The 26,907-nt window shown below is 61.7% G+C and carries 24 protein-coding genes; 16 read left to right on the top strand and 8 right to left on the bottom strand.

Features of this window, described 5'->3' with window-relative positions; translation table 11 throughout:
• Nucleotides 1–7 precede the first annotated feature (7 nt).
• From C8C89_RS15015 to C8C89_RS15050, 8 genes are all read left to right on the top strand, one after another.
• On the top strand, nt 8–3,727 hold the full coding sequence (locus tag C8C89_RS15015; RefSeq protein WP_133990707.1) for a LamG domain-containing protein: 3,720 nt from the start codon (nt 8–10) through the stop codon (nt 3,725–3,727).
• Between the two features lie 168 nt (nt 3,728–3,895).
• Nucleotides 3,896–4,840 (top strand): agglutinin biogenesis protein MshI, encoded by a 945-nt coding sequence (locus tag C8C89_RS15020; protein ID WP_133990709.1) that lies wholly within the window; start codon nt 3,896–3,898, stop codon nt 4,838–4,840.
• On the top strand, nt 4,837–5,532 hold the full coding sequence (locus tag C8C89_RS15025; protein WP_133990711.1) for an MSHA biogenesis protein MshA: 696 nt from the start codon (nt 4,837–4,839) through the stop codon (nt 5,530–5,532). The genes C8C89_RS15020 and C8C89_RS15025 overlap by 4 nt, the downstream gene beginning before the upstream one ends.
• Entirely contained in the window at nt 5,529–6,251 is a 723-nt protein-coding gene (locus C8C89_RS15030; RefSeq protein WP_133990713.1) for a type II secretion system protein M, read from the top strand. Before C8C89_RS15025 ends, C8C89_RS15030 begins: the two co-directional genes overlap by 4 nt.
• Nucleotides 6,236–6,634 (top strand): MSHA biogenesis protein MshK, encoded by a 399-nt coding sequence (locus C8C89_RS15035; protein WP_243858030.1) that lies wholly within the window; start codon nt 6,236–6,238, stop codon nt 6,632–6,634. Before C8C89_RS15030 ends, C8C89_RS15035 begins: the two co-directional genes overlap by 16 nt.
• Nucleotides 6,635–6,647: 13 nt before the next feature.
• Nucleotides 6,648–8,435: a pilus (MSHA type) biogenesis protein MshL gene (gene mshL, locus C8C89_RS15040; protein WP_133993411.1), complete on the top strand. Its 1,788-nt coding sequence runs from the start codon at nt 6,648–6,650 to the stop codon at nt 8,433–8,435.
• Nucleotides 8,436–9,338 (top strand): AAA family ATPase, encoded by a 903-nt coding sequence (locus C8C89_RS15045; RefSeq protein ID WP_101481735.1) that lies wholly within the window; start codon nt 8,436–8,438, stop codon nt 9,336–9,338.
• Nucleotides 9,339–9,355: 17 nt separating this feature from the next.
• Entirely contained in the window at nt 9,356–10,456 is a 1,101-nt protein-coding gene (locus C8C89_RS15050; protein WP_133990715.1) for a tetratricopeptide repeat protein, read from the top strand.
• Between the two features lie 410 nt (nt 10,457–10,866).
• Here the strand turns inward: C8C89_RS15050 and C8C89_RS15055 are convergent, their stop codons facing one another.
• From C8C89_RS15055 to C8C89_RS15075, 5 genes are all read right to left on the bottom strand, one after another.
• On the bottom strand, nt 10,867–11,610 hold the full coding sequence (locus C8C89_RS15055; RefSeq protein ID WP_133990717.1) for an EAL domain-containing protein: 744 nt from the start codon (nt 11,608–11,610) through the stop codon (nt 10,867–10,869).
• A complete protein-coding gene (locus tag C8C89_RS15060; RefSeq protein WP_133990719.1) occupies nt 11,607–12,077 on the bottom strand; it encodes a BLUF domain-containing protein in 471 nt (156 codons plus the stop codon). The genes C8C89_RS15055 and C8C89_RS15060 overlap by 4 nt, the downstream gene beginning before the upstream one ends.
• Before the next feature lie 315 nt (nt 12,078–12,392).
• Complete coding sequence (locus C8C89_RS15065; protein ID WP_133990721.1) at nt 12,393–13,496, bottom strand: HD domain-containing phosphohydrolase; 1,104 nt, start codon at nt 13,494–13,496, stop codon at nt 12,393–12,395.
• A gap of 40 nt (nt 13,497–13,536) precedes the next feature.
• The gene (locus C8C89_RS15070; protein WP_133993413.1) at nt 13,537–14,715 is read right to left on the bottom strand and encodes a pyridoxal phosphate-dependent aminotransferase; all 1,179 of its coding nucleotides are present in this window, start codon (nt 14,713–14,715) and stop codon (nt 13,537–13,539) included.
• A gap of 82 nt (nt 14,716–14,797) precedes the next feature.
• Nucleotides 14,798–15,232, bottom strand: coding sequence for a putative toxin-antitoxin system toxin component, PIN family (locus C8C89_RS15075; RefSeq protein WP_133990723.1), 435 nt, complete (start codon nt 15,230–15,232; stop codon nt 14,798–14,800).
• 30 nt (nt 15,233–15,262) lie between these two features.
• Here C8C89_RS15075 and yaaA point away from each other — a divergent pair, with 30 nt between their 5' ends.
• Nucleotides 15,263–16,033: a peroxide stress protein YaaA gene (yaaA, locus tag C8C89_RS15080; RefSeq protein ID WP_133990725.1), complete on the top strand. Its 771-nt coding sequence runs from the start codon at nt 15,263–15,265 to the stop codon at nt 16,031–16,033.
• Nucleotides 16,034–16,070: 37 nt separating this feature from the next.
• Here the strand turns inward: yaaA and C8C89_RS15085 are convergent, their stop codons facing one another.
• The gene (locus C8C89_RS15085; protein ID WP_071076763.1) at nt 16,071–16,874 is read right to left on the bottom strand and encodes an outer membrane protein assembly factor BamD; all 804 of its coding nucleotides are present in this window, start codon (nt 16,872–16,874) and stop codon (nt 16,071–16,073) included.
• Nucleotides 16,875–16,963: 89 nt separating this feature from the next.
• Here C8C89_RS15085 and C8C89_RS15090 point away from each other — a divergent pair, with 89 nt between their 5' ends.
• Both C8C89_RS15090 and pgeF read left to right on the top strand, forming a co-directional pair.
• Nucleotides 16,964–17,989 (top strand): RluA family pseudouridine synthase, encoded by a 1,026-nt coding sequence (locus C8C89_RS15090; RefSeq protein ID WP_101481730.1) that lies wholly within the window; start codon nt 16,964–16,966, stop codon nt 17,987–17,989.
• Nucleotides 17,989–18,774, top strand: a complete 786-nt coding sequence (gene pgeF, locus C8C89_RS15095) for a peptidoglycan editing factor PgeF (protein ID WP_133990726.1) — start codon at nt 17,989–17,991, stop codon at nt 18,772–18,774. The genes C8C89_RS15090 and pgeF overlap by 1 nt, the downstream gene beginning before the upstream one ends.
• Nucleotides 18,775–18,790: 16 nt before the next feature.
• Here pgeF and C8C89_RS15100 read toward each other — a convergent pair whose 3' ends face one another.
• The gene (locus C8C89_RS15100) at nt 18,791–19,024 is read right to left on the bottom strand and encodes a hypothetical protein (RefSeq protein WP_243858031.1); all 234 of its coding nucleotides are present in this window, start codon (nt 19,022–19,024) and stop codon (nt 18,791–18,793) included.
• Nucleotides 19,025–19,105: 81 nt separating this feature from the next.
• Between C8C89_RS15100 and phaC the strand changes: the two genes are divergently transcribed.
• The 4 genes from phaC to C8C89_RS15120 all read left to right on the top strand — a co-directional run bounded on the left by phaC (nt 19,106) and on the right by C8C89_RS15120 (nt 24,547).
• On the top strand, nt 19,106–20,842 hold the full coding sequence (phaC, locus tag C8C89_RS15105) for a class I poly(R)-hydroxyalkanoic acid synthase (protein ID WP_166674754.1): 1,737 nt from the start codon (nt 19,106–19,108) through the stop codon (nt 20,840–20,842).
• A gap of 225 nt (nt 20,843–21,067) precedes the next feature.
• Nucleotides 21,068–21,631: a polyhydroxyalkanoate synthesis repressor PhaR gene (phaR, locus tag C8C89_RS15110; RefSeq protein WP_010399000.1), complete on the top strand. Its 564-nt coding sequence runs from the start codon at nt 21,068–21,070 to the stop codon at nt 21,629–21,631.
• A gap of 192 nt (nt 21,632–21,823) precedes the next feature.
• Nucleotides 21,824–23,179, top strand: coding sequence for a 30S ribosomal protein S12 methylthiotransferase RimO (rimO, locus tag C8C89_RS15115; RefSeq protein ID WP_133993417.1), 1,356 nt, complete (start codon nt 21,824–21,826; stop codon nt 23,177–23,179).
• Nucleotides 23,180–23,380: 201 nt separating this feature from the next.
• On the top strand, nt 23,381–24,547 hold the full coding sequence (locus C8C89_RS15120) for a cystathionine beta-lyase (protein ID WP_133990730.1): 1,167 nt from the start codon (nt 23,381–23,383) through the stop codon (nt 24,545–24,547).
• A 36-nt stretch (nt 24,548–24,583) separates the two neighbouring features.
• Here the strand turns inward: C8C89_RS15120 and C8C89_RS15125 are convergent, their stop codons facing one another.
• Nucleotides 24,584–24,946 (bottom strand): hypothetical protein, encoded by a 363-nt coding sequence (locus C8C89_RS15125; RefSeq protein ID WP_133990732.1) that lies wholly within the window; start codon nt 24,944–24,946, stop codon nt 24,584–24,586.
• Between the two features lie 91 nt (nt 24,947–25,037).
• Here C8C89_RS15125 and C8C89_RS15130 point away from each other — a divergent pair, with 91 nt between their 5' ends.
• Entirely contained in the window at nt 25,038–26,903 is a 1,866-nt protein-coding gene (locus C8C89_RS15130; protein WP_166674755.1) for a serine hydrolase domain-containing protein, read from the top strand.
• Nucleotides 26,904–26,907: the final 4 nt, after the last annotated feature.

Consider the following 26,907-nt stretch of genomic DNA (forward strand, 5'->3'; position numbering starts at 1 on the left):
GAGTAATATGCAGGCAATCATCGCCTTATGGATAGCCGTCGTGGCGCTGCTTGCTTGCGCGCCAGCCCAGGCGGCAACCTACGCCAACACCAGTTTTGCCTACAGCTGGATCGACGCCAGCAATCATGCCAAGCTCGGCTATAACACCACGCCCTACCGATTTAACGGCTCTGCCGGCTGCGGTACCTCGCCGCCCATTCTCGACGATACGCTCAGTGATGCCTTGCCTATCGGTTTCAGCTTCATGTATTCGGGCGTGGCCTTCACCACCTTGCGCGTGATGACGAATGGCCGGGTGCAATTCAATAACAATGTCACCTGCGGCTATGGCAGCCCGGTCCAGACGCTGCCGTATCCGGACAGCAGCTTGAATTACACCATGCGCATCTATGGCAACGATCTCGATCCCACCTCGAAACTGGAACTGCCCACCTACAATACCGCCTGCGCCAGCCGCACCACCTGCTATGTCAGTTACGCCACCATCGGCACGGCGCCATACCGCAGCTTCGTTGTGACCTGGAATAATGTGCCGGAATGGACCACGGGCGCCAATCCCACGGGTTCCTACACGCTGCAATTGATCTTGCAGGAAAACGGTGAATTCGTTTACCAGTATGGCGCCGCCGTGGCGGGGCCGTCCGCCAAGCTGGGGCAGATAGGCTGGCAGGCGGACAGCAACGATTACGACACACCGCAAACAGGGTTTCCGGTGACGAACTCGGCGATCAAGTTCTACATTCCCCGTCCGGTGCTCGAGTACCGCATGGAGCAGCCCAGCTGGAACAATACGCCGGCGCAAGTCAGCGATACCAGCGGCAACGGTCGTGATGGCACGGTGCTGGGTGGCGCGCAGACGATAGCTGCCGGTCGCGTCTGCCGTGCCGCCAGTTTCCCCCTCAACACCAGCACCTCCGCCATCGATGCGGTCGACAGCGGCCTTTCCGTGCCCGGCAGTATGGGCGGTGCCGGCACCATCACGTTCTGGTACAAGGCCAACACGGCCTGGTCGGGCAGCGGCGCGCGCGATGCGCAACTGCTCGACGCCACCCAGCTGAACAACGAATGGTTTTTTCTCGTGCGGCGCAGCACGGGCGCCTTGCGCTTCGTCGTCACGGACAGCCTGGGCAACCAGCGCATAGTGGAAACGGCTGCCAATAGCGTGCCCGCCGGCACCTGGAAGCATATCGCCGTGAGCTGGAGCTTCAATGCGCTGGCGGCGTCCAATAGCGACCACTTGCGTATCTATGTCGATGGCGTGCTGCAAAAGGAGTCGGCGTTTACCACGGCGGCGGTAGTGTCGCCGCGCATCGGGTCCCTGTTTGTCGGCGACAACCGCAGCGCATTTACGGGGCAGAACGGCAGCGGCAATTCCACCGATGGCGCGATCGACGAATTGCGTGCCTATAACTATGAAGGCGGCCTGGCGCTGGTGCAGCGCGACCAGAACCTGAGCCAGGCGGGCTGCCTGAACCATTACGCGGTGACGAATACGGGTACCGGCCTGACCTGCCAGCAAAGCACGCTCACGGTCACGGCGCATGACGTCAATCACAACAATATTGTGATGCCCAACAACACCACGCAAATCCAGCTGAGTACCTCGAACGGCATCGGCGACTGGGCCCTGATCTCGGGCTATGGCGTGCTTTCCAATGGCGCGCTGAACGACGGCGTGGCGACCTATCTGTTCAACGGCGAGTACCAGGCCGTGTTTGGCCTGAGCAGCGGCACGGCAGCCACCGTTAGCGTCAATGTGACGGATGGGCAGTTCACGGAGCAGGAAGACCAGTCGCTGGTGATCAAGGCGTGCGCGGTGGCGCGCTTCAACGCCTGCGAGGCGACCTCGCCCCGTTGCGTGCCCAGCACCAGCAGTATCAGCTATGCGCGCCTCAATACCAAGCTGGCCGACACGGCCTTCAAGCTCGACCTGGTGAAACTGAAAACCGATGCCAGCCTGGAAACGAATTTCGCCGGCGCGGCCACGGTGGATTTGCTGGTCAATACCGCCACCGGCGTCGCGCTGGGGGCGAATAACTGCCCGCTGACCCAGACGGCGGTCATTCCGCTGGGCCTGGTGGCATTCACGGGCGGCTATTCGAGTGCCAATGTGATCATCCCGGCCAGCGCCATCAGCGCCGTGGCGCCCAAGTACAGCGCTTACCGCGATGTGCGTGTGCGCGTGACTTGCACCGCGGCCGTGTGCGGCACGGCCAATGTGGGATGTTCAACCGACAATTTCGCGGTGCGGCCACAGCAGTTCACGCTCAGTTCCAACATGAGCAACAGCGGCCTGAGCGGCACGCCCAGCCTGGCGGCGGGCGCCCAGTTTACCTTGAGCGCAGCGGCTGTCGCCGGCTATAACGGCACGCCGCTGGTCGACAATACCGCGGCAGGCCAGAAAATCACCGGTTTCCTCAGTGTCACCGACTACTCCAACCGCCTCGCGTCGACATCCAATGCCAGCCCGTTTCCGCTGGGGCAGGCCGTGCTGGCCAGCGGCCTGGCCAGCAACAGCGGCGTGACCTATGGCGATGTCGGCACCTTCCGCATGCTGCCCGAGGCCGTGCTCGACAATGCCTACACCAGCGTCGACCAGCCTGCCGATTGCGTCATTGGCAGCAGCAGCAATACGGCCGTGAATGGCAAGTTTGGCTGCAATATCGCCAACCAGGCGCAAACCCCGGCGCCCGTCTTCGGCCGCTTTTTCCCTGACCACTACGCGCTCACGGGCGCACTGACGGCGGCCTGCGGCGACTTCACCTACATGGGGCAGCGCGAACTGGGCGTCGTGCTGGGTGCGACGGCATTAAGCAAGAGCAACCAGATTCTGGCCCGCTATGGCAGCGCCTATCCCGGAATCGCCAGCGTCAGCGTGGGCGCGGGCAATGCCGGCGCGGCACTGTCCATCGGCCGCCTGGCGCCAGCCTTGCCCGCCTTTGCGTGGAACCAGGGGCGCAGCGGGCGTTCCTACACGACCGATGGTGCTGCTTATGCCGCCGGCAGCACGCAAGTGGTGGTGGCAGGCAGCGGCGGCCTGTCGGCGGGCGAACTGATCAAGTTTGGCGGCGACGGCGCCATCTACACGGTGCAGGCAGGCACTGCCGGCGCGGGTAGCATTACGCTCGCCGCACCTGGTCTGCAGCAGGCGATTCCCAGCGGCACGACCGGCATCACGGTACTGCACAGCTTTGACCGAGTGGCCAGCGGCCAGGATGGCCCGTACGACGATTTTTCGCTGGTGGTGGGTATCAGCGACAGCGACGGCGCGCTCATTTCCAGCGTGAATGGCTTGGCGGTCGCGCCCGCCGCCAGCGTTGCCATTGGCGATACCCGCCTGCGTCATGGCCGCTTGCGCATCAACAGTATGTATGGCTCGGAAAAGCGCGCGCTGCTGGTGCCCTTGGTCGCGCAATACTGGAACGGCAGCGCATATGCCGCCAATACGCTGGACAATTGCACGGCCCTGCTGCGCAAGAATTTCATCTTGAAGGATTATCTCAACCTGACGGATGCGCAGTTGCCTGCCGCGACCACCTTGCCGCTCGACAGTGGTTTGCTGCAGCAGGGCGCCGGCAGCGTGCTGATGGCAAAGCCCGCCGCACCCGTGACGAAAAAAGGCACGCTTACGCTACAGTCGCTGATACCGTACCTGCCGGGACAGGCGCGCCAAACTATCGGCACGTTCAAGAGCGAGTTCATGCTGTACATGCGCGAAATGTATTGAAGGGCATGCGATTTTTCGGCGCGTCGTGACATTCGTGATGTTTTCCTGTAAATGTGTTGCCAATGTTTTCTTTTTTAACCTGTTCATACCTGCTATGAATTAAAATTGATTGAATGCATCATTCGGACGGCACCGCTGTCGTAGCATTTCATTATCTGGATCGGTGGCATGGGTTTATTCGCAAAAGCAAAAAAATACGAGGGTTGGCTGGCGACATCATTGTCAGCGGAAGGCGTGTGCGCTGCCGTGGTCAAGCGGCGCGCGGATGACAAGCCGCTGGTGCAGGCGGCGGTCATGTATCCCGGACGCAAGCCGCTGGCGGCGGCGACCCTGGAAAAAATGAACCGGGATGTGCATGCCCAGTCTTATCGAAACACCACTTTGCTCGGCGCGGGCGAGTATCAGATACTGACGCTCGACGCGCCGAACGTGCCGCCGGACGAGCTCAAGACCGCCGTCCGCTGGCGCCTGAAGGACATGATCGACTTTCCTGCGGCGGACGCCACCGTCGACGTCATCGATATTCCTGCCGACAAGAACGGGCCGGGACGCGCGCAATCGCTGTTCGCCGTCGCGGCGCGCAACACTGCCGTGGCCCAGCGCCAGGCGCTGTATGGCGAAAGCAAGATCGCCCTGTCGGTCATCGATATCCCGGAAATGGCCCAGCGAAATATCGCAGGCTTGATGGAAACGCCGGGACGCGGCCTGGCCATGCTGTCTTTCGATGGCGAAGGGGGGCTGTTGACCGTGACGTTCGATGGGGAACTGTATCTGGCGCGCCGCATCGACGTGACCGTGGCGCAGCTGGCCGATACCAGCGACACCCAGCGGCAGCAGTATTACGACAGGATCACGCTGGAACTGCAGCGTTCCTTTGACCATTTCGACCGTCAATTCCATTTTATTTCCGTTGCCAGGCTGGTTCTGGCGCCGACCGGCAGCGACGGCCTGCATGCTTACCTGGCGGACAATTTGTACATGCCGGTCGAGGCGCTGGATCTGACGGCATTGTTTGATTTTTCCAAGGTGCCGGACCTGTTGGCCGCTGCCGGCCAGGCGCGCTTTTTCCTGGCCCTGGGTGCGGCCCTGCGGCAGGAGGAGATGCCAGCGTGAGCCAGCAAATCAATCTGTTCAACCCCGCGTTTGAAAAACAGAAGCAGGCGCTGTCGGCGGTGGGCTTGCTGCGTGGCCTGGGTCTGGTCCTTGCCGCCAGTGTGGCAGTGGTCTGGTTCGGCGCGCGCCAGGTGGCCGCACTGGAGCGGACGGCGGCCGACGCCAAGGTCGTGCTCGATGCACGCGAGGCGCGGCGGGCGGATGTGTTCGCGCGGTTTCCCGTGCCCGGCAAGGACCCGCTGATCGCGGGCGCGCTGGGCCAGGCAGAGGCTGACCGCGGCGCCTTGCTGGAAGCCGGGCAAATTCTGCAGGGTGGCGAACTGGGCAATACACAGGGCTATGCCGATTATTTCCGCGCCTTCGCGCGCGCCAGAGTCAATGGCTTGTGGCTGACGGGGGCGAGCATCGCCGGCGCCGGCAAGGAAATTGGCTTGCGGGGGCGCGTCGTGCAGCCGGACTTGCTGCCCCAGTACATCAGCGCCCTGTCCAGGGAATCGGCGTTGCAAGGCAAATCGTTCGCGCGCCTGGACATGGCCACCGCTCAGCTTCCTGCCCAGGCCGCCGTCTCAGCGCCAGCATTGCCAGGCGCAGCGCCGGCCGCTGCCGTGGCGGCACCGGCGCCGCGCTTTATCGAATTCAGTTTGCAATCGTCGGCGGCACCCGCCAGCGATGCAGGGGCGGTCAAGCAATGAAACAGCAATGGCAACAATTTGCCCTGAAATTTGATGCGCTCAGCGTGCGGGAACGGATCATGGTCTTTGGCGCCAGTGCCGCGCTGCTGATTTTCATGGTTGTTTATCTGTTCGTCGATCCGCTGTTGACCAGGCGCAAGGCGCTGGCCGACACGATTGCCCAGCGCCAGCAGGCCGTCGCGGCCATCGATGTCGAGATGGCGCAAAGGATGGCAGCGCATGCGGGCGACCCCAACCAGCAGGACCGCATCCGGCTCGAACGGATCAGGCAGGAAGTCCAGCAGATGCGGCAATCCCTGCAAGCGACGCAAAACGGTCTGGTGGCGCCCGAGCGCATCGTGCCGATGCTGCAGCAATTGCTGAAACAGCAGGCCAACTTGCGCCTGGTGTCGCTGGCCACATTGCCATCCGGCGCCATGGGGCAGGGCGGCCATGTCGCCACCAAGGCGGCGCCGTCCGCACCTGCGGCCGCGCCTGCCGGGCAGTCGCCAGCGGATGCCGAACCGGCGAAGGCGCCGGCCTTGCTATACCGTCATGGTGTGGAAATCGTATTGCGTGGGAATTATCTGGATATGGTGAATTATATGGATGCCGTGGAGGCCATGCCGGCCCATGTGTTCTGGGGCAAGGTCAATATGCAAGTCGAGCAGTACCCGAATGCCACGCTGAGCCTGACCCTGTACACGCTCAGCCTGGACGAGAAATGGATCGCGCTGTGATGCGCGCCAGGCGCTACGCCGCTGTTGGTACTGTGCTGCTGGCCTTGGCGCCATGGGCCTTTGGACAGGGTCTGGTCGATCCGACCAGACCGCCCGATGCGGCGCCTGTCGAGGGCAGTGCCGTGTCCGCCCGCGCGGCGCGGCCGCAGCTGCAATCGGTGTTGATCTCCCATCAGCCTGGCGGACGGCGCCTGGCCGTGATCGATGGCCGCAGCGTGCGCGCGGGCGACAAGGTGGGCGGCGCAGTCGTCGTCAGCATAGACGAGGCGAGCGTGGCGCTGCGGCGCGGCAAGACCCTGGAAACGCTGCGGCTGTACCCGAAGACGGTCGATGCGAATGATGCAATGCATGTACGAAGGAAACAGGTTCATGTCACCCAATAAACACAAGGCGGGAATGCGTAAGATATTTGAAATAAGCAAGCGGGCAAGCGTCCTGGGACTTGCAGCGGGTTTGTGTGCCTGCAACGTCGCGCCTGTGAAGCGCGACACCTACAATGCAATCAAGGAGCAGGTGGCAGGCGCAGTGGCCACCACCACCCCGGCGGCGCAATCGGCGGCGGTGGAAAACGCACTGTTGCCGCCGGCGTCCGCGCTGGCCGCGCAGTTGCCGAAGGCGCGCGGCGTGCTGGACGAGCGTTTCAATGTCGCGTTCAACAACGTTCCGGCACGCCAGTTCTTTCACTCGCTCGTCAACGGCACGCGCTACAACATGCTCGTGCATCCGGATGTGCAGGGCAGCATTTCCGCCAACCTGAAAGATGTGACCCTGTTCGAGGCGCTTGACGCCATGCGCGAGATGTATGGCTATGATTACAAGGTCGATGGCACGCGCATTTCGATACGGCCCCTCACCATGCAAACCCGCATGTTCCAGGTCAATTACCTGACGGGCAACCGCAAGGGCACGTCGAATTTGCGCGTGTCCTCGACGTCGGTGTCGAATGCCGGCATCAGCAACAGCGGCCAGAGCGGGGGCAACAACGGCCAGCAGTCGCAGCAGAACCAGCAGCAGCAGCCTGGCCAGCCGGGCGAGCAAGTAGTGCAGGACAGTTCCAACCTGAGCACCACGTCCGACAGCAATTTTTGGGCCGAACTGAAAGAGTCGCTGGGCGCCATCATCGGCGGCACTGCCGACGGCCGCAAGGTGGTGATCAGCCCGCAGTCAGGCGTCGTCGTCGTGCGCGGCATGCCAGAGGAATTGCGCGCCGTCGACCTGTACCTGAAGGCGACGCAGCTGTCGGTGGACCGCCAGGTGATCCTGGAAGCCAAGATTCTCGAAGTGGAACTGAACGATAATTTCCAGACCGGCATCAACTGGGCTTCGTTTGCCTCCATCAAGAGCGGCCACACGAATCGCATTTCGACGGGCTTCATCCAGCCGGGCGGCACCCTGGCGCCGCTGCCGTTCAACGGCGGCCAGCCGCCGAACATGACGAATGGCAACGGCCTGACGGCCAGCAGCGGTTTTGGCTTGAGCTCGGCGGCCACAGCGGCCGGTTCGATGTTCGGCCTGGCCTTCCAGACTGCCAACTTTGCCGCCATGATTACCTTCCTGGAGTCGCAGGGCGCCGTGCATGTGCTGTCGAGTCCGCGCATCGCCACCATGAACAACCAGAAGGCCGTGCTGAAGATAGGCACGGACGAATTCTTCGTCACCGGCGTGAGCACCACCGTGACGTCGACCGGCACCACGGGCGGCACCACCTCCAGCCCGAACGTCACCTTGCAGCCATTCTTTTCCGGTGTGGTGCTGGACGTGACGCCGCAGATCGACGAACAGGGCAACATCATCCTGCACGTGCATCCGTCCGTCAGCCAGGTGACGACCGTCAACAAGCAAATCGACCTGGGCAGTGCCGGTTCGCTGAAATTGCCACTGGCCGCTTCCAGCACCTCGGAGATGGACAGCATGGTGCGCAGCCAGGATGGACGTATCGTCGCCATCGGCGGGCTGATGCGCCAAGCCACCACCTCGGACCGCTCGCAAGTGCCGGGCGCGGGCGATATTCCCGTGCTGGGTGCCTTGTTCCGCAATACGGGGCAAGTGATCCAGAAGCGCGAACTGGTGGTGCTGATCAAGCCCACCATCGTCGAGGGCGCCAACAGCTGGAACGAGGATTTGCTCGATTCGGGCCGGCGCATCGAGGCGCTCGACCCGCGCCGTCCTTCGGAGCGGCGCTAAATGTACCAGGCCCATTTCGGCTTGCGTGAGGCGCCGTTCGGCCTCACGCCCGATACCAGTTTCTTCTTCAACGGCCCGCAATCGCAAAAGGCGCTCAACACCTTGCTGGTGGCGGCGCGCAATGGCGAGGGCTTCATCAAGATCACTGGCGAAGTGGGTACCGGCAAGACTTTTCTGTGCCGCAAGTTCATGCAATCCCTGGGCCCGGATTTCGTCACGGCCTACATCCCGAATCCGAACTTGCCGCCCCGTTCGCTGATCCTGGCGCTGGCCGACGACCTCGATGTGCTGCTGGAGAAAGATGCTGACCAGCATCAGCTCCTCAAGTCGCTCAACCTGCGCTTGCTCAACCTGGCGGCGCAGGGCAAGCGCGTGCTGCTGTGCCTGGATGAAGCGCAGGCGATTCCCGTCGACAGCCTGGAGGCCTTGCGCCTGCTGACGAACCTGGAAACGGAAAAGCGCAAGCTGCTGCAAATCGTGCTGTTCGGCCAGCCCGAGCTGGACGTCAAGCTGGCCCTGCCGGAAATCCGCCAGCTGGCGCAGCGCATCACCTTTCACTATCACCTGGGGCCTTTGTGCCGCGACGACGTGGATTTTTATGTGGCGCACCGCCTGCGCGTGGCCGGTTTCGATGGCGCGCGCCTGTTCAGCCGTGGCGGCGTGAGCAAGCTGTACAAGGCGTCCGGAGGCATCCCGCGCCTGATCAACATCATGGCGCACAAGGCGCTGATGGTGGCGTACGGCGAAGGCCGCCAGCAAGTCAGCGGCCGCCACGTGGCGCTGGCCGCCAGCGATACCCTGGCCAGCAAGGCCCGCTTTTGGCAGAAGCCTTGGCCGTGGCTGGCCGGCGCCGGTGTGCTGGCCGCCGCTTGCGGCGTGAGCTGGACCTTATTGAACCGATGACGAAGATGAGCCTGTAGATGAGCCTGATTAACAAGATGTTGCAAGACCTCGATGCACGCGGCACCCCCGATGGACGCGGCGACGCGGCCGGCATCCGCTCCGTGCCCGAACGCGAGCGGGGTGTCTCTCGCGCGCTGGTCTTCGGCGGTGCGGCCGGCCTGACGGCCGCCGCCATCGCCCTGGGCTGGGTCTACCTGAAACGCCCGCCCGTGCCGCCCGTGCTGGTCAGCGTGGCCAACATCCCGGCCTTGGCCCCGGCGCCTGCGCCGGTGCCCGTACCTGTGCCCGTACCTGTGCCCGTCGCCGCAGCGCCCACACCGGTGGTGGCCGCCCCGCCGGCGCCCGTCGTGGCAGCAAAACCCGAGCCCGTGTTCCTTGCCGAGGAGGCCGTCCCCGCGTCCGCCGAGGTGCGTGCTGCGGAGTTGCGCCGCATCACGGGAAAACCTGCCAGGCCTGTCCCAGTCCCTGTGCCCGTGGTGAAGACGGCAGTGCCCGCCGCCAGCGAGCGTATCCTGGACGGAAAACAAGTTACGCCCCAGCAGCGCGTGGAAAATGAATACCGGCGCGCGCTGGCCCAGTTGCAGGATGGCCGCGTCTCCGACGCCATGCTGGCCTTGCAGCAGACCCTGCAGCTGGACCCGCGCCACCAGGGTGCACGCGAAACCCTGGTGCGCCTGCTGCTCGAAGCGCAGCGCCCCGATGACGCAGCCCGCCAATTGCAGCTGAGTTTGGCATTGGACCCGAAACAGCCGGCGCAGGCGATGATGCTGGCCCGTTTGCAGCTGGACAAGGCCAACGGCCCAGCCGCCCTCGATACCCTGATGCGCAGCCTGCCACATGCTTCCGATAACGGCGACTACCGCGCCTTCCTGGCCGGCGTGCTGCAGCGCGAACAGCGCTACCGCGAAGCAGCCGAGCAATACCAGTTGGCCCTGCAGGCGGCGCCCGACAACAGCGTCTGGTGGATGGGCCTGGGGATAGCCCTGCAAGCCGACAACCATCCGGCCCAGGCGCGCCAGGCCTACGAACGGGCCAAGGGCTTGCAAACCCTGTCGCCCCAGCTGCAGGCGTTTGTCGAGCGCAAGCTGGTGCAGTTGACGGCGGCGACCGCCAAATAAGCGCTGGCCTAGCGCACCACTTTCATCTCCCCCTGCAAGCAGCATCGCAAGCTATGGGGGGATGGACTTGTACCACCTGACTGAAGCAGATGATCCCGCAAACAAGATGACCACTGCCTGGACATTCCCCGATGCCCCCAATACTGTGTGCTTTACGACCACGGAGGTAGTGAACGTTGCTCCCGTCGTGCATGTGTCATGACTACGAAGGGCAGGGCCAAGACAGTATTAGGGGCTTTTAAAGAAGGCAAGTGGAGACTGTCATGGCATTGACATTGACCGCCAGACTTCGTTGGTGCTCTCAAGTGAACTTATGCTCCGGCGCTAGTGTTGCTCAATGTTGCTGAGGCTATGATTGGCGTCGCTTGCCAGATCGAAGAGCATTTTATTGTTGCCAATGAATCGTGGAATCAGTCTGGAAATTGCGCTGGTGGAAGGCTCGTGAAACTGGGTTTCGCAAACAAATAACCCTGAAAGAGCTGTATGCCTTCACCCCTCAGCCATTGGAACTCATCCAGTGTTTCAACGCCCTCGGCCATTAAATCAATGCCAAGATCGATACATACACTGGCAATCGCCCGCACGATGGCCTGTCTGGGACCATTGCTTTCTATGCCGCGTATTAAAGCCATGTCCATCTTGATCTGGTCGGGCTGGAGTTCCGCCAGCAAATTCAAGCTTGAATATCCGGAGCCAAAATCATCGATGGATACCTTCAAACCTGCCCTGCGATACACGTTGATCAGTTGAGAGAAGCGTGCGTGATCATGTATCATTTCACCTTCGGTAACCTCGATCACGAGGCGCCTGACAGGAAGCCCGCACTCTGCGGCGGCATCGAGCATGCTGTCGATTGACGACGAGGAAAGCAGCAGGCTTTGTGGCAATAGATTCAGGTTGAGATCGCAGCCGATGCCTAACTGGGCAGCCAGCCGGATTGCCTCCACGCGGCCGGCGGCATCGAAGCGATGCATATCCTCTGGTGCCACAGAGCTGAACACTTGCGATGCTGCTTCGCCGTGAGCGCCACGTATGAGCGCTTCATACGAGACAATCCTGTGAGCGGCCACGTCGATAATGGGCTGGAAAGCATGTCCGAATTCAATCGATGCGGCATGGCTCTCTGAATTGCAAGGTGTAAAGATGGCGGTCATGGAACATGCTCCAATGCCATCGTTGGATGCGGGGCCAACTTGTGCCGCCAACGTCCGCGCTGGAATGCCGCCAGGAGTTTCTTCGCTCTCCCGCCGTCCAATTGCAAAAATACCGAATTCCCTTCGAAGAAGTCGTTCAACCCCTCGATATTGCAAAGTTCTTCACGAGAAACGTTCGAAAAGGACATTGTCCAATCGCAAAAGGAACGCTTGGCGATGGGCTCCTGGATGATACGGACGATGGCTTGATGGCGCTTGTCTGCGCAGATTTCTTCGAACAGCTGCATGACTGCCGACTCGGATCCTTCCAGCACCTGAAAGAAGTTTTTGTTTTCGTACAGAAGCATGCCTGTTATGTCGAGCATGGCATTTGTCGCACGCGCCTTCTTTAGCAATATCAAGAGTTCTTGCCTGTCGAATTCGCGAGGAGAGGTGCTTGCATAAATGAGATGAGTGAGCATGTTCATTGAATGACCTCTGCGGTTAATCGCTGACCTCTCCATGTGAATGGCAGGTGCCTGAACGAGTGTACACGGGGAATTCCGCGCGGTCTCATAAGTTTTCCATGTGCAACATGATGTAGAACATGGCGAAAGAAAAAATCACATCCGCTGTTTGATACGCTGAGGGCTGCTGCGCGGAAGGAAACGTATCAATTCACACGCTCATGCCAGGACTGAGACGCAGGATCCAGCAGTGTTCCACTGGCGTTGGATGGCTGATTGCGGGAATCGACGGCCACACATGCGCCAGAGTTCTGAATTTGCGTTCCTGTAGCAGCGCTACAGCCGCGCCTCATCGCCCCACACATTCCGCATGCTGAAATGCAAGCCGACATCGTCTTCATGCAGCGACGAAACGATGGCAAAGCGGCTGTCGGCCGTGTCGCGGGGAGACAGTTGCGCCAGCTCCGCGGCGGCCAGCGGCGCGCCCAGCGGGTCGCTCAGCGGATGCACGTGTGCTGCGCCCCGTTGCGTGACGACGCCCAGTTCGCCGCTGCGCAGGCGGACCAATGTGCCGGGCGGATATTTGCCCAGCAGCTTGACAAACTGTTCTCCCAGCAACGGGTCGATGGGCACGCCCTGGTCGAGAAAGGTATGCTGCAGCGCCTGGTCGGGGACGATGGAGCGGCGGTAGTTGCGCGCGGAGACGCGGGCGCAATAGCGGTCGGCCAGGCCGATCAGCTTGGCGTTTTGCAGGATTTCATCGGCCGTACGTCCTTGCGGGTAGCCGCTGCCGTCGTCGTTTTCATGGTGCAAGAGCACGCAACTGAGCCATTCCTCGTCGTCGACGCCGGCGCAGCGCAGCAGTTCCGTGCTTTCCTGCGGATGCTTGCGCACGATGCGCATTTCTTCGTCATTCAGGGGGCCGCGCCGGTCCTGGAAGCTGTCGTGGTGGCGCAACATGCCCACGTTCATGGTCAGCGCGGCTGCACCGATCAGTATGAGTTCATCGTGGGACTTGTGCATGCTGCGCCCCACCAGCATGGCCAGCAGCGCCGTTTCGATGCAGTGGCGCACGGCGTAGGTGCCGGCGATCTGGTTGAGCAAGATGCTGGCCAGGGAGATGTCGGCATCGTGCTCGAGTGCGCGCAGCAGGTCGCGGGCGATGTCGCGCACGTCGCGCTCGGCATTGCTTTCGCTGCGCAAGTCCAGCAGCAGGCGTTCCAGGCGCTGCGCCGCCTCGTTGACCAGGCGCAAGACGGACGGCTGCTCGGGCGTGCCCACATACAGGCCCAGCTGCAGCAAACGGCCCAACTGCGTGCCGTCGGTGATGATCTGCCCCTTGCGCAGTTGCGGGCCGGCACTATGGTCAGCCAGATACAGATCCCAGGGCAGGGGTTCGCCGGGAACCAGGTCGGCCGGGCCGATGCGACGTTGTACCATGCTGTCATCCTTTGCTCCGACGTGGCGGAGCGGTACCCAGTTATATGCTGCGCAGGCGCTCCAGCGCCAGGCGCAAGGTGTCGTCCTGCTTGGCAAAGCAGAAACGCACGATGCTTGACTCCTTGCCTTGCGCGTAAAACGCGGAGACAGGGATGGCGGCCACCTTGATCTCGGTCGTCAGCCATTCGGCAAACTGCGCTTCGGTCTCTTGCGAAATGGCATCGTAGCGCACGCACTGGAAATACGTGCCGTCGGCCGGCAGCAGGGTGAAGCGGCTGCCCGCCATGCCGTCGCGGAACAAATCGCGCTTGCGCTGGTAAAACGCGGGCAAGTCCAGGTAGGGCTGCGGCTTGGCCATGTAGCCGGCAATGCCGTGCTGCATCGGTGTGTTGACGGAAAATACGTTGTACTGGTGCACCTTGCGAAATTCCGCCGTCAGGGCCAACGGTGCCGCCACATAGCCCACTTTCCAGCCCGTCACGTGATACGTCTTGCCGAAGCTGGAGACGATGAAGCTGCGCGCCGCCAGTTCCGGATGGCGTGAGAGCGAAGCGTGCGGCACGCCGTCGTACACCATGTGTTCGTACACTTCGTCGGAGAGGATCAATATTTGCGTGCCGCGCACGATGTCGGCCAGCGCCGCCACATCGGCAGGACGCAGTATGGTGCCAGTCGGGTTGTGGGGCGTATTGATGATGATCAAGCGCGTCCTGGGGCTGACGGCCGCGGCCAGCTTGTCCCAGGGCACGCTGTAGCCTTGCTCACCCACTTGCATGGCTACCAGCACTGGCACGCCGCCGGCCAGCGCGATGGCGGGCAGGTAGCTGTCGTAGGCCGGTTCGATGACGATGACTTCGTCGCCCGGGTGCACGCAGCACAGTATGGCCGTGGTGAGCGCCTGCGTGGCGCCGGCCGTGACGGTGATCTCCGTGCCCGCATCATAGCTGTGGCCGTACAGGCTGGCGATCTTCGCGGCAATCGCTTCGCGCAAGGGTGCGGCGCCCGTCATCATCGGATACTGGTTGTGGCCGGCGCGCATGGCGTTGCTGACGAGATCGACCAGGGCGGGGTCGCAATCGAAGTCGGGAAAGCCCTGGCCAAGGTTGACGGCGCCATGCTGGGCCGCCAGGCTGGACATGCGGGTAAATACGGTGGTGCCCACTAGAGGCAAGCGGGAGGTCAGGCTGGGAGTCAGGTGGGGCAGGGACTGGCTGTTCATGAACGGTAGGGTCGCGGTGCGCAAAGTGGAATCGTGTCCCATTCTAGCGCAGCGCGTGTCGATCCGTGCAGGCCGCGATGGCTCAGCCTGGCAAGGCCCAGCCTTCCGGCACCATGATCTTGAACATGCCGGCCTTGGCCGTCTTGCGGGCCAGTTTCAGCAGGGCCTTGTCCTTGGTGATGAGGATGTCGGCGTTGGCGTCGCGCGCCAGTTCGAGGAATTTCTGGTCATCCTTGTCCGTGCAGACGGGCAGGCGCACGCCGGAGGCGGGCGGCGCCACCACCGTGATGTGGGCGTCGAAGCGGGCGGCGGCAACCGCGCGGCTGGCTTCGTCGAGCGGCAGGTGTTTGTAATGCAATACGACAAGATATTCCGCGCGGCAATCTTCGCGCGTGATGGCGTGCACGGCGCCGCTTTCCATGGCCGCCAGCAGGCCCGCCCAGCGGGGGTCGTTGAAGACGAAGAGGTCGAGGCAAACGTTGGTGTCGAGGACGAGTTTTTGTGGAGCAGGTATCATGTCGGCAATTCTATTCTGTAGTGATAATTTATGTTGATCGTGCTTTCGCCCGCCAAGAGTCTCGACCTGGAGACGCCGCCAACAACCTCGTTGCACAGCACTCCCGATTTTCTCGACCATTCCGCCCAGCTCATCGAGCGCATGCGTCAGTTCTCGCCCGCCGAAGTGGGTAGCCTGATGGGCATTTCCGACGCCTTGTCCGCTCTCAACGTGGCCCGTTACGCCTCCTGGACGCCCAAGCTGGCGGAAGCGCGCCAGGCCATCATGGCCTTCAATGGCGACGTGTATGCCGGTTTCGAGGCGCGCAGCCTGCAGCCTGCCCAGCTCGACTATGCCCAGTCGCGCGTGCGTATTTTATCTGGTCTGTACGGCTTGCTGCGCCCGCTGGACCTGATCCACCCGCACCGCCTGGAAATGGGCACGCGCCTGTCGACCGCGCGCGGCAAGGATTTGTATGCGTTCTGGGGCGACACCATCACCAATGGCCTGAACCGCACGGCAAAAGAGCAGGGCGCGAAAGTGCTGGTCAATCTGGCTTCCGAAGAATATTTCAAATCCGTCAAGCCGCGCCAGCTGGACGTGCCCGTCATCGCGCCCGTGTTCGAGGACTGGAAGAATGGCAAGTATAAAATCATCTCGTTTTACGCCAAGCGCGCGCGCGGCATGCTGGCCCGCTATGCGGCCGTCAACCAGATCCGCGATCCCCAGCAGCTGAAACAGTTCGATGTCGATGGCTATGCGTATGTGCCGGAAGCGTCGAACGATAAAAACTGGGTGTTCCGGCGTAAAGTAGCTGAATAAGTAAAAAAACCGGGCTAGCCCGGTTTTTTATTGCAGCTTACTGCCAGAATTTCCACCACTTGCGTTCCTTGTTCACCCCTTCCGGGCTGAGGAATGCCGTGTTCGGGTAGTTCTTGGTCAGCACGCGCAAAGTGTCGTCGCGCAGGTCGGTCAGGCCCAGCTTGTCATACGAGCGGTACATGATGAACAGCGCTTCTTCGATGGCGGGCGAAGCGGCAAAGTCGCTGACCGTCGTTTGCGCGCGGTTGGCGGCGGCCAGGTAGGCGCCGCGGCGGTAGTAATAACGCGCCACGTGCACTTCGTATTTCGCCATTGCATCGATCAAATAGTTCATGCGGGCCAGCGAATCGGGCGCGTACTTGCTATTTGGAAACTTGTCGACCAGTTGCTTGAAGGCCGCAAACGCTTCGCGCGTGGCTTTCGGGTCGCGCTCGGTCGGGTCTTGCTCGTACAGGAAGTTCAGGAAGCTGATCTGATCGTTAAAGCTGATCAGGCCACGCAAGTAGTACATATAGTCTACATTGGCGTGGTTCGGATGCAACTTGATGAAGCGTTCGACGGCAGCCAGTGCCTGCGCCTGGTCTCCCGCCTTATAATACGCGTAAGCGATCTCCATCTGCGCTTGCAGAGCATAGTTGCCGAAAGGATAGTTAGCCTCCAGCTTCTGGAACAGGCCGATTGCAGCTTCATAGTGCTGCCCGGCCATTTCTTCACGCGCCTCCGAGTATAATTTCGTAACGGACCAGTTTTTGGTCTCATCCACTTTTTCAGGCAACAAGCTGCAAGCGGACATGCCGAGCAGAACGACTGAAGCGACTACCAACGATAATTTTTTTTGCATGACGTTTTGCAAGAAGGTTTTAACCAAGATTTTACAATAGGCTGATTATAGCCGATGGGAATGCTGTGATATTAACTCCGAAGCCTAATTTGGCTGACTCCGCGTTTGACTCCCTTTCTGACCATGGCGCCGAAGATGCGTTTGACGGCGATTTTGCCGCCGACGACGCCTTCGAGATCATGGCCCCGATTACATTGGAACTGACGCCGGACGCCTGCGGCCACCGCCTCGATAAAGTCATCTCCAAGCTGGTGCCGCAATACTCGCGCAGCCGCTTGCAATTGTGGCTGGAAGCCGGTTTCGTGACCGTCGATGGAAAAGTTGCCAAACGCAACATGACCGCCTATGGCGACGAAAAGATCGTCATTCTGCCGCAAAGCGCGCCGGAAGACGAGGCTTTTAAGCCGGAAGCGATGGAATTGAACATCGTGCACGAAGATGAGCATATCATCGTGATCAACAAACCGGCCGGACTGGTCGTGCATCCTGGCCCCGGCAACTGGTCGGGGACCCTGCTCAACGGCTTGCTGCACCACTGTCCGCAACTGGCTGGCGTGCCACGCGCCGGTATCGTGCACCGCCTGGACAAGGATACCAGCGGCCTGATGGTGGTCGGCAAGACCCTGGCCTCGCAAACGGACCTGGTGCGCCAGTTGCAGGCGCGCACCGTCAAGCGCGAGTATTTTGCGCTGGTGTGGGGCACGCCGAAAATGGCGGGCACCATCGACGCATCCATCGCACGCCATCCGCGCGACCGGGTCAAGATGGCCGTCTCGGAAAATTTCACCGCCAAGCCCGCCATCACGCACTATGAATTGATCGGCAGCGGCGAACTCGACCGGCGTCCCGTCAGCTTGATGCAATGCCGCCTGGAAACAGGCCGTACGCACCAGATTCGCGTGCACATGCAGCATCTGGGGTTTGCACTGGTCGGTGACTCCGTGTACGGCAAGCAGCACCTGGTGTCCGTCTTCTCGCGCCAGGCATTGCAGGCGCGCCGCCTGGGTCTGGTGCATCCGGGCACCCTGGAAGCGTGCGAATGGATCGTACCGCTGGCCGATGATTTCGCCGAGCTGATCGCCACAGCGGGCATTCCCGAGCCGGAACAGGTCTGATGACGGCACCGTTGCCTGGCCTGATACCCCATTGGCCCGGCCTGCCCGCCAACGTGGGCGCGCTGGCGACCGTGCGGGAGGGCGGCGTCAGCCGGCAACCATATGGGGACGGGCAGGGCGGCGGTGGCTTGAACCTGGGCACGCACGTGGGCGACGAGCCCGCGCTCGTGGCCGCCAACCGCGCGCGGCTGGCGGCCATCCTGCCATCCGAACCCGCCTGGCTGTCGCAGGTGCATGGCGTGGCCGTGGCGGACGCAGCCAAACTGCACGGTTGCGTGCCCGATGCCGATGCCAGCATCGCCACGCAGGCGGGCGCCGTGTGCGTGGTGATGACAGCCGATTGCCTGCCGGTGCTGTTCAGCTCAAGCGATGGTCTGGTCGTCGGCGCGGCCCACGCTGGCTGGCGCGGCCTGGCCAACGGCGTCCTGCAGCGCACGGTGGACAGCATGCGCGCGCAAGGTGCGACGGATATCCTCGCCTGGCTGGGGCCGGCTATCGGTCCGCAGCAATTCGAGGTAGGGCAGGACGTGCTGCAGGCGTTTCGCGATGGCGCGCGTGATGCTGCCGAGCGGCAAGTGTTGAGCGCCGCGTTCGCTGCCATCGACGGCAAGCCGGGCAAGTACCTGGCCGATATCTATGTCCTGGCGCGTACCATGCTGCTGCGTGATGGCGTGGCGCAAGTGGCGGGCGGGGAATACTGCACCGTCAGCGATGTGGCGCAGTTTTATTCGTACCGGCGCGATGGCGTCACGGGAAGGCAGGCCAGCTTGATCTGGCGCAAGTAATCTGCACGGCAGACACTTATGTGTCTGCCGTTTTTGTTTTATCGTCTGCTGAGGCGAGGGCGCGCGCCTTCAGTGCAGCGACGCGCTCAGCCTTGCGTTTGCGTCGCCGCGAGCCCGTCAGATAGAATAGGATGGACAGCGGGATGACGCAGTACAGCACGAAGGTCATCACCCCGGCGACGATGGACGGTTCCGTCAGCGCCATGAGGCCGACGACATAGATCCAGGCAACAGCGGTCATGAGCATCATGAGTAGTGGCAGTCAGTAAAAGTTTGCATGCAGTTGGCCCGGAAGTGATTATTTATTAATTCTTGAATGGACTTACATTTTATGAATATGCCCGATCCTCAAATGATGACCAAGGAATGGATGGCGCAGATCAGCAATCCTGAGCAGTGGAAAACGTGGTTCAACATGGTACCGCAGCCGGCCGGCAATCCGATTGCCGGCATTTTGCAGGATGCGGGCGCCAGCATCAAGCCGGAAGCGATCGAGCAACTGAAAAATGATTATGTGGCCAAGCTGACGGGCTTGTGGACTGACTTTATGGCCGGCAAGGCGCCGGAGCTGAAAGACCGCCGTTTCGCCGCTCCCGCCTGGCACGCCAGCCCCCTGTCGGCCTTCAATGCGGCAGCCTATTTGCTGAACGCGGAGTTTCTCAGCGCCATGGCCGATGCCGTGGAAGCGACGCCGCACCAGAAGCAAAAGATCGCGTTTGCCGTGCAGCAAATCGTCGATGCCATGTCGCCTGCCAATTTTCTTGCCACCAATCCCGACGCCCAGCAAACCCTGATCGAGACCAAGGGTGAAAGCCTGGCCAAGGGCTTGAGCAACATGCTGTCCGATATGGGCAAGGGCCGCATTTCGCAGTCCGACGAATCGGCCTTCGAAGTGGGCCGCAACGTGGCCACCACGCCGGGCACGGTGGTGTTTGAAAACGCCTTGTTCCAGCTGATCCAGTACACGCCGACGACGGCCACGGTACACCAGCGGCCGCTGCTGATGGTGCCGCCGTGCATCAATAAATTCTATATCCTTGACTTGCAGCCGGAAAACTCGCTCGTGCGCTATGCGGTGGAGCAGGGCAATACCGTGTTTTTGATGTCCTGGCGCAATCCGGACTTGAGCATGCAGCACCTGACGTGGGACGATTACGTCGAGCAAGGCGTGATCGAAGCCATCCGGGTGACGCAGGACATTTCCGGCCAGGACAAGCTCAATATGTTCGGCTTTTGCGTGGGCGGCACCATCGTCTCGACGGCGCTGGCCGTGCTCAAGGCGCGGGGTGAGAATCCAGCCGCCAGCCTGACCCTCTTGACCACTTTCCTCGATTTCTGCGACGCGGGCGCGCTCGACGTCTTCATTGACGAGCCGCAAGTGGCGTTGCGCGAGCAAAGCCTGGCCAAGGGCGGCCTGATGACGGGGCGCGACCTGGGCAGCACTTTCTCCAGCCTGCGGCCGAACGACCTGGTATGGAACTACGTGCAGTCGAATTACCTGAAAGGCAAGGAGCCGCCCGCGTTCGACTTGCTGTACTGGAACGGCGACGGCACGGGTTTGCCCGGCCCCATGTTCTGCTGGTATCTGCGCAACACTTACCTGGAAAATAGCCTGAAAGTGCCGGGCAAGCTGACGGTGGCCGGCGAACAGGTCGACTTGAGCAGCATCGACGCGCCCGCTTTCATCTACGGTTCGCGCGAAGACCATATCGTGCCCTGGGGCGCAGCCTACGCCAGCACGGCCTTGCTGAATCCGAAAAAGCCGAAAGCCAACCGTTTCATCCTCGGTGCCTCGGGCCATATCGCCGGCGTGATCAACCCGGCCGCGAAGAAAAAGCGCAGTTACTGGAGCAATGACCAGCCACGCACGGCGAAAGCCAAGCCATTGAGCGCCGAGCAATGGATGGTAGGCGCGACCGAGCACGTGGGCAGCTGGTGGCCCGAATGGGCAGCCTTCCTGGCCGAGCACGGCGGCGCGCAGGTGAAGGCGCCAGGCAAGCCGGGCAACAAGCGGCACGCGGCAATCGAGGCGGCGCCAGGACGGTATGTTAAAGTCAGGGCAGATTAGTGTGTAAAAGCTTCTCGCCAGGCAAGACCGGCGTAATCTCCGGTCTTGTCAGGAATCTACTTTTAGTTGCGTTGCAATAAATGCGGGAATCTACTACCCTGATGTGCAATGGAGCCGTTTTCCACTCTATAATGGAAAAAGTAGGCAGGTGCGAAAGCGGACCCACGTTCGCTTTTTTTTCGGATTAACTCTGTACGCGCTGTGGCGCAATAAGTGGAACTTGTGATGAGTAGTGCAAAAAAAAGTATAGACCGCCTGATTAAAAAATATCCCAACCGCCGTCTGTATGACACGCAAACCAGTTCCTACATCACCTTGACGGACGTCAAGCAGCTGGTGCTGGACAATGAAGTGTTTACGGTCGTCGATGCCAAGTCCAATGAAGACTTGACGCGCAGCATCTTGCTGCAAATCATTTTGGAAGAAGAAGCGAACGGCGCGCCCATGTTCTCGAGCAGCGTGTTGTCGCAGATCATCCGCTACTATGGCCACGCCATGCAGGGCATGATGGGATCCTACCTGGAAAAGAACGTGCAAGCGTTCACCGATATCCAGCACAAGTTCACTGGCACGTCGGCCGGCAGTTTCGAAGGCAAGCCATTCAGCCCGGAAATGTGGACCCAGTTCATGAATGTTCAGGGTCCTATGATGCAAGGCATGATGAACAACTACATCGACCAGAGCAAGAGTCTGTTCGTGCAGATGCAGGAGCAGATGCAGAGCCAGAGCAAGAATCTGTTCGGCACCTTCCCCTTCGTTCCACCTGTTCCCCCAACGGACAAGAAGTAGTCAAACCCAGGCACTCACGGGCCATTCAGTGCCCGGGAGTTGTATTGGCGTCATCAAAACAGCATAGTTCTGCCAGCAAGGGGCGGCTCGGGGTACAATAGCCGATTCGCCTCACCATTTTACTAGCTGCCAACTATGTCTGAAATTCACCGTATTCCTGTTCCTTCCGCCCAGCCCGAGGCCATGCTGGCCATGCCAGGTGCGGCGCCGAAAGTGGGCTTTGTCTCGCTCGGCTGCCCGAAAGCGCTGGTTGACTCCGAACAAATCCTGACCCAACTGCGCGCCGAAGGCTACGAAACGGCGAAATCCTACGCTGGCGCCGATCTGGTGATCGTCAATACCTGCGGTTTTATCGATGCTGCCGTGCAAGAGTCGCTCGACGCCATCGGCGAAGCGCTGGCTGAAAACGGCAAGGTCATCGTGACCGGCTGCCTGGGCGCCAAGAAAGATGCTGCCGGCGACGACATCATCATGAAGGTGCACCCGAAAGTGCTGTCCGTCACGGGTCCGCACGCGCTGGCCGAAGTGATGGATTCCGTCCACTTGCACCTGCCGAAACCGCATGCGCCATTCCTCGACCTGGTGCCGCCGCAAGGCGTCAAGCTGACGCCGAAGCACTATGCCTACCTGAAAATTTCCGAAGGCTGTAACCACCGTTGCAGTTTCTGCATCATCCCGTCGATGCGCGGTGATCTGGTGTCGCGTCCGATCGGCGAACTGATGATCGAAGCGGAAAACCTGTTCAAGGCCGGCGTCAAGGAATTGCTGGTCATTTCGCAAGACACCTCGGCGTATGGCGTGGACGTGAAATTCCGTTCCGGCTTCTGGAATGGCCGTCCCGTGAAGACCCACATGACGCAGCTGACGGAAGCGCTGGGCGAACTGGCCAAGTCCTACGGCGCCTGGGTGCGCTTGCACTATGTGTATCCCTACCCGCACGTGGACCAGATCATCCCGATGATGAGCGGCGGCCACATCCTGCCATACCTGGACATTCCGATGCAGCATGCGCATCCTGACGTGTTGAAACGCATGAAGCGCCCGGCCAGCGGCGAGAAAAACCTCGATCGCATCCAGGCCTGGCGCGCCATCAACCCGGACCTGACCATCCGCTCGACCTTCATCGCCGGTTTCCCTGGCGAAACGGAAGAGGAATTCGAGTATTTGCTCGATTTCCTCAAGGAAGCGCAGATCGACCGCCTGGGCTGCTTCGCCTACTCGCCTGTCGAAGGCGCGACCGCCAACGCCATCGCCAATCCCGTGCCGGAAGAGCTGCGCGAAGAGCGCCGCGGCCGCGTGATGCTGCTGCAGGAAGAAATTTCGAAAAAACGCCTGCAAGCCAAGGTCGGCAAGACCGTGCGCGTGCTCATCGATGAAGTCACCCGCTCCGGCGGCGTGGGCCGCTCGTCCGCCGACGCGCCGGAAATCGACGGCGTCGTGTACGTGAAGCCGCCATTCGAACCCCACCGCAAGCTGGCGGTCGGTCAATTCGTCGACGTGACAATCACGTCGGCCGATGCGCACGACCTGTGGGGCGCCGCCGAGTAAAAAACGTCCATGCCTGCGTTGCGCTGCCTTGCCGTACAGTAAAGTACTGTCTTCGGCAGCGCGCCTTGGCCTGAACGTTTTTTATGCAGGTGTAACACTCTGTCAGACGTACGGCAGGCAAGGGCATAAGCCCTTACAATCAAGGCGGATCAGCAATTGCTGGCCCGCCTTTTTATTTGCCTACGATTCGATGCCGACGCCATGACCACACCCAAATCTCCCCAGACGGCGCTGATCCACAGCGATTACCAGGCGCCGCAAGGCTTTGCCGCCTTTCCCAACGCCATCCACCATGCATCGACCGTGCTGTTCAAGGACGTGGCCGCCATGCGTTCGGGCGACTGGAAAGAAAAGAACGCCTACACCTACGGCTTGCACGGCACGCCCACCACGTTCACGCTGGAAGCGCGGCTGGCCGAAATCGAAGGGGGCAAGCACTGCCTGCTGGCGCCGTCGGGGCTGGCGGCCATCGCCATGGCGGACTTTGCCCTGCTGAAAACGGGCGACGACGTTTTACTGCCGGAAAACATCTATAACCCGAACCGCGAACTGGGACGCTGGCTGGCGCAGGATTTTGGCATCACGGCCCGCTATTACGATCCGCTGATCGGTGCCGGCATCGCCGCCCTGATTCAGGAGAATACCAAGCTCATCTGGACGGAAGCGCCAGGCTCCGTGACCATGGAAGTGCCGGACTTGCCCGCCATTTGCGCGGCCGCCCATGCGCGCCGCGTGCTGGTGGCTTTGGACAACACCTGGTCGGCCGGACTGACCCTGCGCGGCTTTGACCTGGGCGTGGACATCATCATGCAGGCGCTGACGAAATACCAGTCGGGCGGCTCGGATGTGCTGATGGGCGCCTTGATCACGCGGGACAGGGCGCTGCATGAGCGCCTGGCGCAGGCGCACATGCGCCTTGGCATGGGCGTGGGGGCGGACGATGCCTACCTGGTGCTGCGCGGCTTGCCGACCATGAAGCTGCGCTTCGATGCCCATGATGCGGGCGCGCGCACGGTGGCAAGCTGGCTCAAGGACCGCAGCGAGATCGCCACCGTGTTGCATCCGGCTTTCGCCGATTGCCCGGGCCACGCCATCTGGCAGCGCGATTTCACGGGCGCGGGAGGCCTGTTTTCCGTGCTGTTCGATGCCCGCTACACGGAGGCACATACTGACCGTTTCGTCGATGCCTTGCAGTTGTTCAAGATAGGCTACAGCTGGGGCGGCGCGAACAGCCTGGTGATGCCCTACCGTATCGCCGCCATGCGCAAGGGCTGGCAGTTGCCGGGTCAGTTGGTGCGCCTGAACGTGGGGCTGGAAGATCCGCAGGATTTGATTGCCGATATCGAACGGGCGTTCGCGGCGATGTAGGAAGCGGCAAGCCGTTGGCTTGCCGCGAAGCACCTTTTACATGGGGACGGGGGTGTTGTTGTTCAGGTCGAGGAAGCCGCGCAGCAAGCGGTAGGCTTTCCACAGCCAGGCCACTCCCCACACGACGAGCGCCAGCGGAATGCCAATCAGCGTGATCCACAGGATGGCGCCGACGACGATCCAGGCCACATACCACCAGAAGGAACGGATCATCCAGCTGTGATGGCTGTACACGAAGGTCCCGGCCGCCTCGTCCCGTTTCACATAATTGATGATGAGCGGAATGAAGGAAAACGCGCCCAGCGAAAAAACAAAGCTGGCGCCATGTATCAGGTACAGCCACCAGGCCAGGTTCCTGGTCTGCTGGAGTGGGGTATCGAGAATCATATTTTGTGACATGCAGGCTCCTGCTGGATGTTTGAATCAGGTTTTTATTGTAACAAGCTCTGTTGCGCAGGAGCGCAATCCATGAAAAAGGCGGAATACATTGTTGAAAGCAGATCCACATCCCACCTTGGCCGTACGCGCCGGATCATGGCTGCGCTGCGCTTTGCCGGCCTTGCTGCTGTGCGCCACGGTGGCCCATGCCGCCGGCCCTACGCTGGAGGCGGAGTTTGTTTCTGGTTTGAAGGAAGAGGGCCTGGCGGGCGCCGTCTGGAGCGAAGTCTTGCCAGATGGGACAGTCAAAGTTGGCGCGTCCGGTCAGCGCGATGTCGCCAAGAAATTGCCCATGCAGGCGGACACGCGCGTGCAGGTGGGTTCCGTGGGCAAGGTGGCGCTGGCGCTAGGCGTCTTGCGCCTGGTCAGCGAAGACAGGCTCACGCTCGACACGCCCTTGCAGCAGGTGCTGCCGGAACTGGCGCTGAAAAACCCGTGGCAGACCAGCGACCCCGTGCGCATCCGTCACCTGTTGGCGCATACGTCCGGCCTGGACAATGTGCGCTTCTGGCAGGCGTTCAGCCTGAACCCGGCACCGGAAACGCCGCTGGCCGAGGCGTTTGACGGCGACGGCAATCTGCTGCGCGTGCGCGCCCGGCCCGGCAGCCGCTATGCGTATTCCAATATGGGCTATGGCTTGCTGGGCATGGTGATCGAAAAAGTCACGGGCCAGCCCTACGAACGCTATCTCGATGCGCAGCTGCTGCAGCCGCTGGGCATGGCGGACAGCACGTTTGGCTTCGTCACGCAGACAGGCGCGCATGCGGATCCGCGCCTGGCCATGGGCCACTTCGAGCATGGCGTGGCGCAACCGGCCGTGCCGCAGTATTTGCGTCCGGCCGCGCAATTTACCACCACGGCGGCCGACATGGGCAAGCTGGCGCAATTCCTGATGGGCGAAGGCAAGCTGCAGGGCAAGCGCTTCATCGACCTGGCGCTGATGGGCGCCTTGTCCGAACCGGCCGGCACGGATGCGGCGCAGGCGGGCCTGGCAACGGGCCACGGCCTGGCGTTGGCCGTACGCGACCGCCATAATGTGGTGGGCGCCTGCCACCCCGGCACGGCCGTGGGTTTCCGCGCCATGCTGTGCATCTACCCGGAGCAGGACAGCGCCTTCTTCGTGGCCTTCAATACGGATGCCGAGCAGGCCGACTATGAACGCTTCAACCGCCTGCTGCTGCGGGACTTGGAGCTGCCGCTGCGCGCGCCGGCTCCGCAGGGCACGCCCGCCCCCACGGTGGAAAACTGGCAGGGTGTGTACGTGCCGTCGCCCAGCCCCATGGCCAGCATGGCCTGGGTCGATGCCGTCTTCGGCTTTACGCGCCTGAAATGGGATGGCGAGTCGCTGTTCCTGATCCCGTTCCAGGGCGAGCCGAAGGAACTGGAACCGGTGGGCGGCTTGCTGTTCCGCGCCAGCGACCGCAGCACCGCGTCGCATGTGCTGATGCAAGAGGATGGCAAGCATATCCTCAGCGACGGCTTGCGCAGCTATGAGCGGGTGTCGATGCTGCGCATGCTGGTCTTGTGGGGCAGCCTGGCCCTGGGCATGGCGGGCTTGCTGTATGTGCTGGTGGTGGGCGTCTGGCGCGCCGCACTGCGCAGCCTGCGACGGGGCGACCATCTGTTCGCGCCCCTGCTGTCGCTGTTGTCGCTGCTCTTGCCTCTGCCGCTGTTCTATTTTCAGTCTTACCTGCGCCTGGGCGATGTCACTGTCGCCAGCGTGCTGCTGGCGCTGGTCACGGGTGCGCTGCCGCTGGCCATGGCGTTTGGCCTGGCGCGCTGCTGGCGCAGCCGCGGCACGGCGGCCGAGGCCGGCTCGTGGGCGAAATGGGATTGGGTAGGCTTGCTGGCGGCATTGCAACTGCTGCTGGTGCTGGCCTGGTGGGGCTTGCTGCCGCTGCGACTGTGGCAGTTGTAGTCGC

This window comes from Janthinobacterium sp. 75 (assembly GCF_004365495.1).
Classification (GTDB): domain Bacteria; phylum Pseudomonadota; class Gammaproteobacteria; order Burkholderiales; family Burkholderiaceae_D; genus Janthinobacterium.

Bases quoted from the DNA above. Each gene is read 5' to 3' on its own strand.
- C8C89_RS15015 (WP_133990707.1), top strand. From the start codon at position 8: ATGCAGGCAATCATCGCCTTATGGATAGCCGTCGTGGCGCTGCTTGCT.
- C8C89_RS15020 (WP_133990709.1), top strand. From the start codon at position 3,896: ATGGGTTTATTCGCAAAAGCAAAAAAATACGAGGGTTGGCTGGCGACA.
- C8C89_RS15030 (WP_133990713.1), top strand. From the start codon at position 5,529: ATGAAACAGCAATGGCAACAATTTGCCCTGAAATTTGATGCGCTCAGC.
- C8C89_RS15035 (WP_243858030.1), top strand. From the start codon at position 6,236: ATGGATCGCGCTGTGATGCGCGCCAGGCGCTACGCCGCTGTTGGTACT.
- mshL (WP_133993411.1), top strand. From the start codon at position 6,648: ATGCGTAAGATATTTGAAATAAGCAAGCGGGCAAGCGTCCTGGGACTT.
- C8C89_RS15045 (WP_101481735.1), top strand. From the start codon at position 8,436: ATGTACCAGGCCCATTTCGGCTTGCGTGAGGCGCCGTTCGGCCTCACG.
- C8C89_RS15050 (WP_133990715.1), top strand. From the start codon at position 9,356: ATGAGCCTGATTAACAAGATGTTGCAAGACCTCGATGCACGCGGCACC.
- C8C89_RS15055 (WP_133990717.1), bottom strand. From the start codon at position 11,610: ATGACCGCCATCTTTACACCTTGCAATTCAGAGAGCCATGCCGCATCG.
- C8C89_RS15060 (WP_133990719.1), bottom strand. From the start codon at position 12,077: ATGAACATGCTCACTCATCTCATTTATGCAAGCACCTCTCCTCGCGAA.
- C8C89_RS15065 (WP_133990721.1), bottom strand. From the start codon at position 13,496: ATGGTACAACGTCGCATCGGCCCGGCCGACCTGGTTCCCGGCGAACCC.
- C8C89_RS15070 (WP_133993413.1), bottom strand. From the start codon at position 14,715: ATGAACAGCCAGTCCCTGCCCCACCTGACTCCCAGCCTGACCTCCCGC.
- C8C89_RS15075 (WP_133990723.1), bottom strand. From the start codon at position 15,232: ATGATACCTGCTCCACAAAAACTCGTCCTCGACACCAACGTTTGCCTC.
- yaaA (WP_133990725.1), top strand. From the start codon at position 15,263: ATGTTGATCGTGCTTTCGCCCGCCAAGAGTCTCGACCTGGAGACGCCG.
- C8C89_RS15085 (WP_071076763.1), bottom strand. From the start codon at position 16,874: ATGCAAAAAAAATTATCGTTGGTAGTCGCTTCAGTCGTTCTGCTCGGC.
- pgeF (WP_133990726.1), top strand. From the start codon at position 17,989: ATGACGGCACCGTTGCCTGGCCTGATACCCCATTGGCCCGGCCTGCCC.
- C8C89_RS15100 (WP_243858031.1), bottom strand. From the start codon at position 19,024: ATGATGCTCATGACCGCTGTTGCCTGGATCTATGTCGTCGGCCTCATG.
- phaC (WP_166674754.1), top strand. From the start codon at position 19,106: ATGAATATGCCCGATCCTCAAATGATGACCAAGGAATGGATGGCGCAG.
- phaR (WP_010399000.1), top strand. From the start codon at position 21,068: ATGAGTAGTGCAAAAAAAAGTATAGACCGCCTGATTAAAAAATATCCC.
- rimO (WP_133993417.1), top strand. From the start codon at position 21,824: ATGCCAGGTGCGGCGCCGAAAGTGGGCTTTGTCTCGCTCGGCTGCCCG.
- C8C89_RS15120 (WP_133990730.1), top strand. From the start codon at position 23,381: ATGACCACACCCAAATCTCCCCAGACGGCGCTGATCCACAGCGATTAC.
- C8C89_RS15125 (WP_133990732.1), bottom strand. From the start codon at position 24,946: ATGTCACAAAATATGATTCTCGATACCCCACTCCAGCAGACCAGGAAC.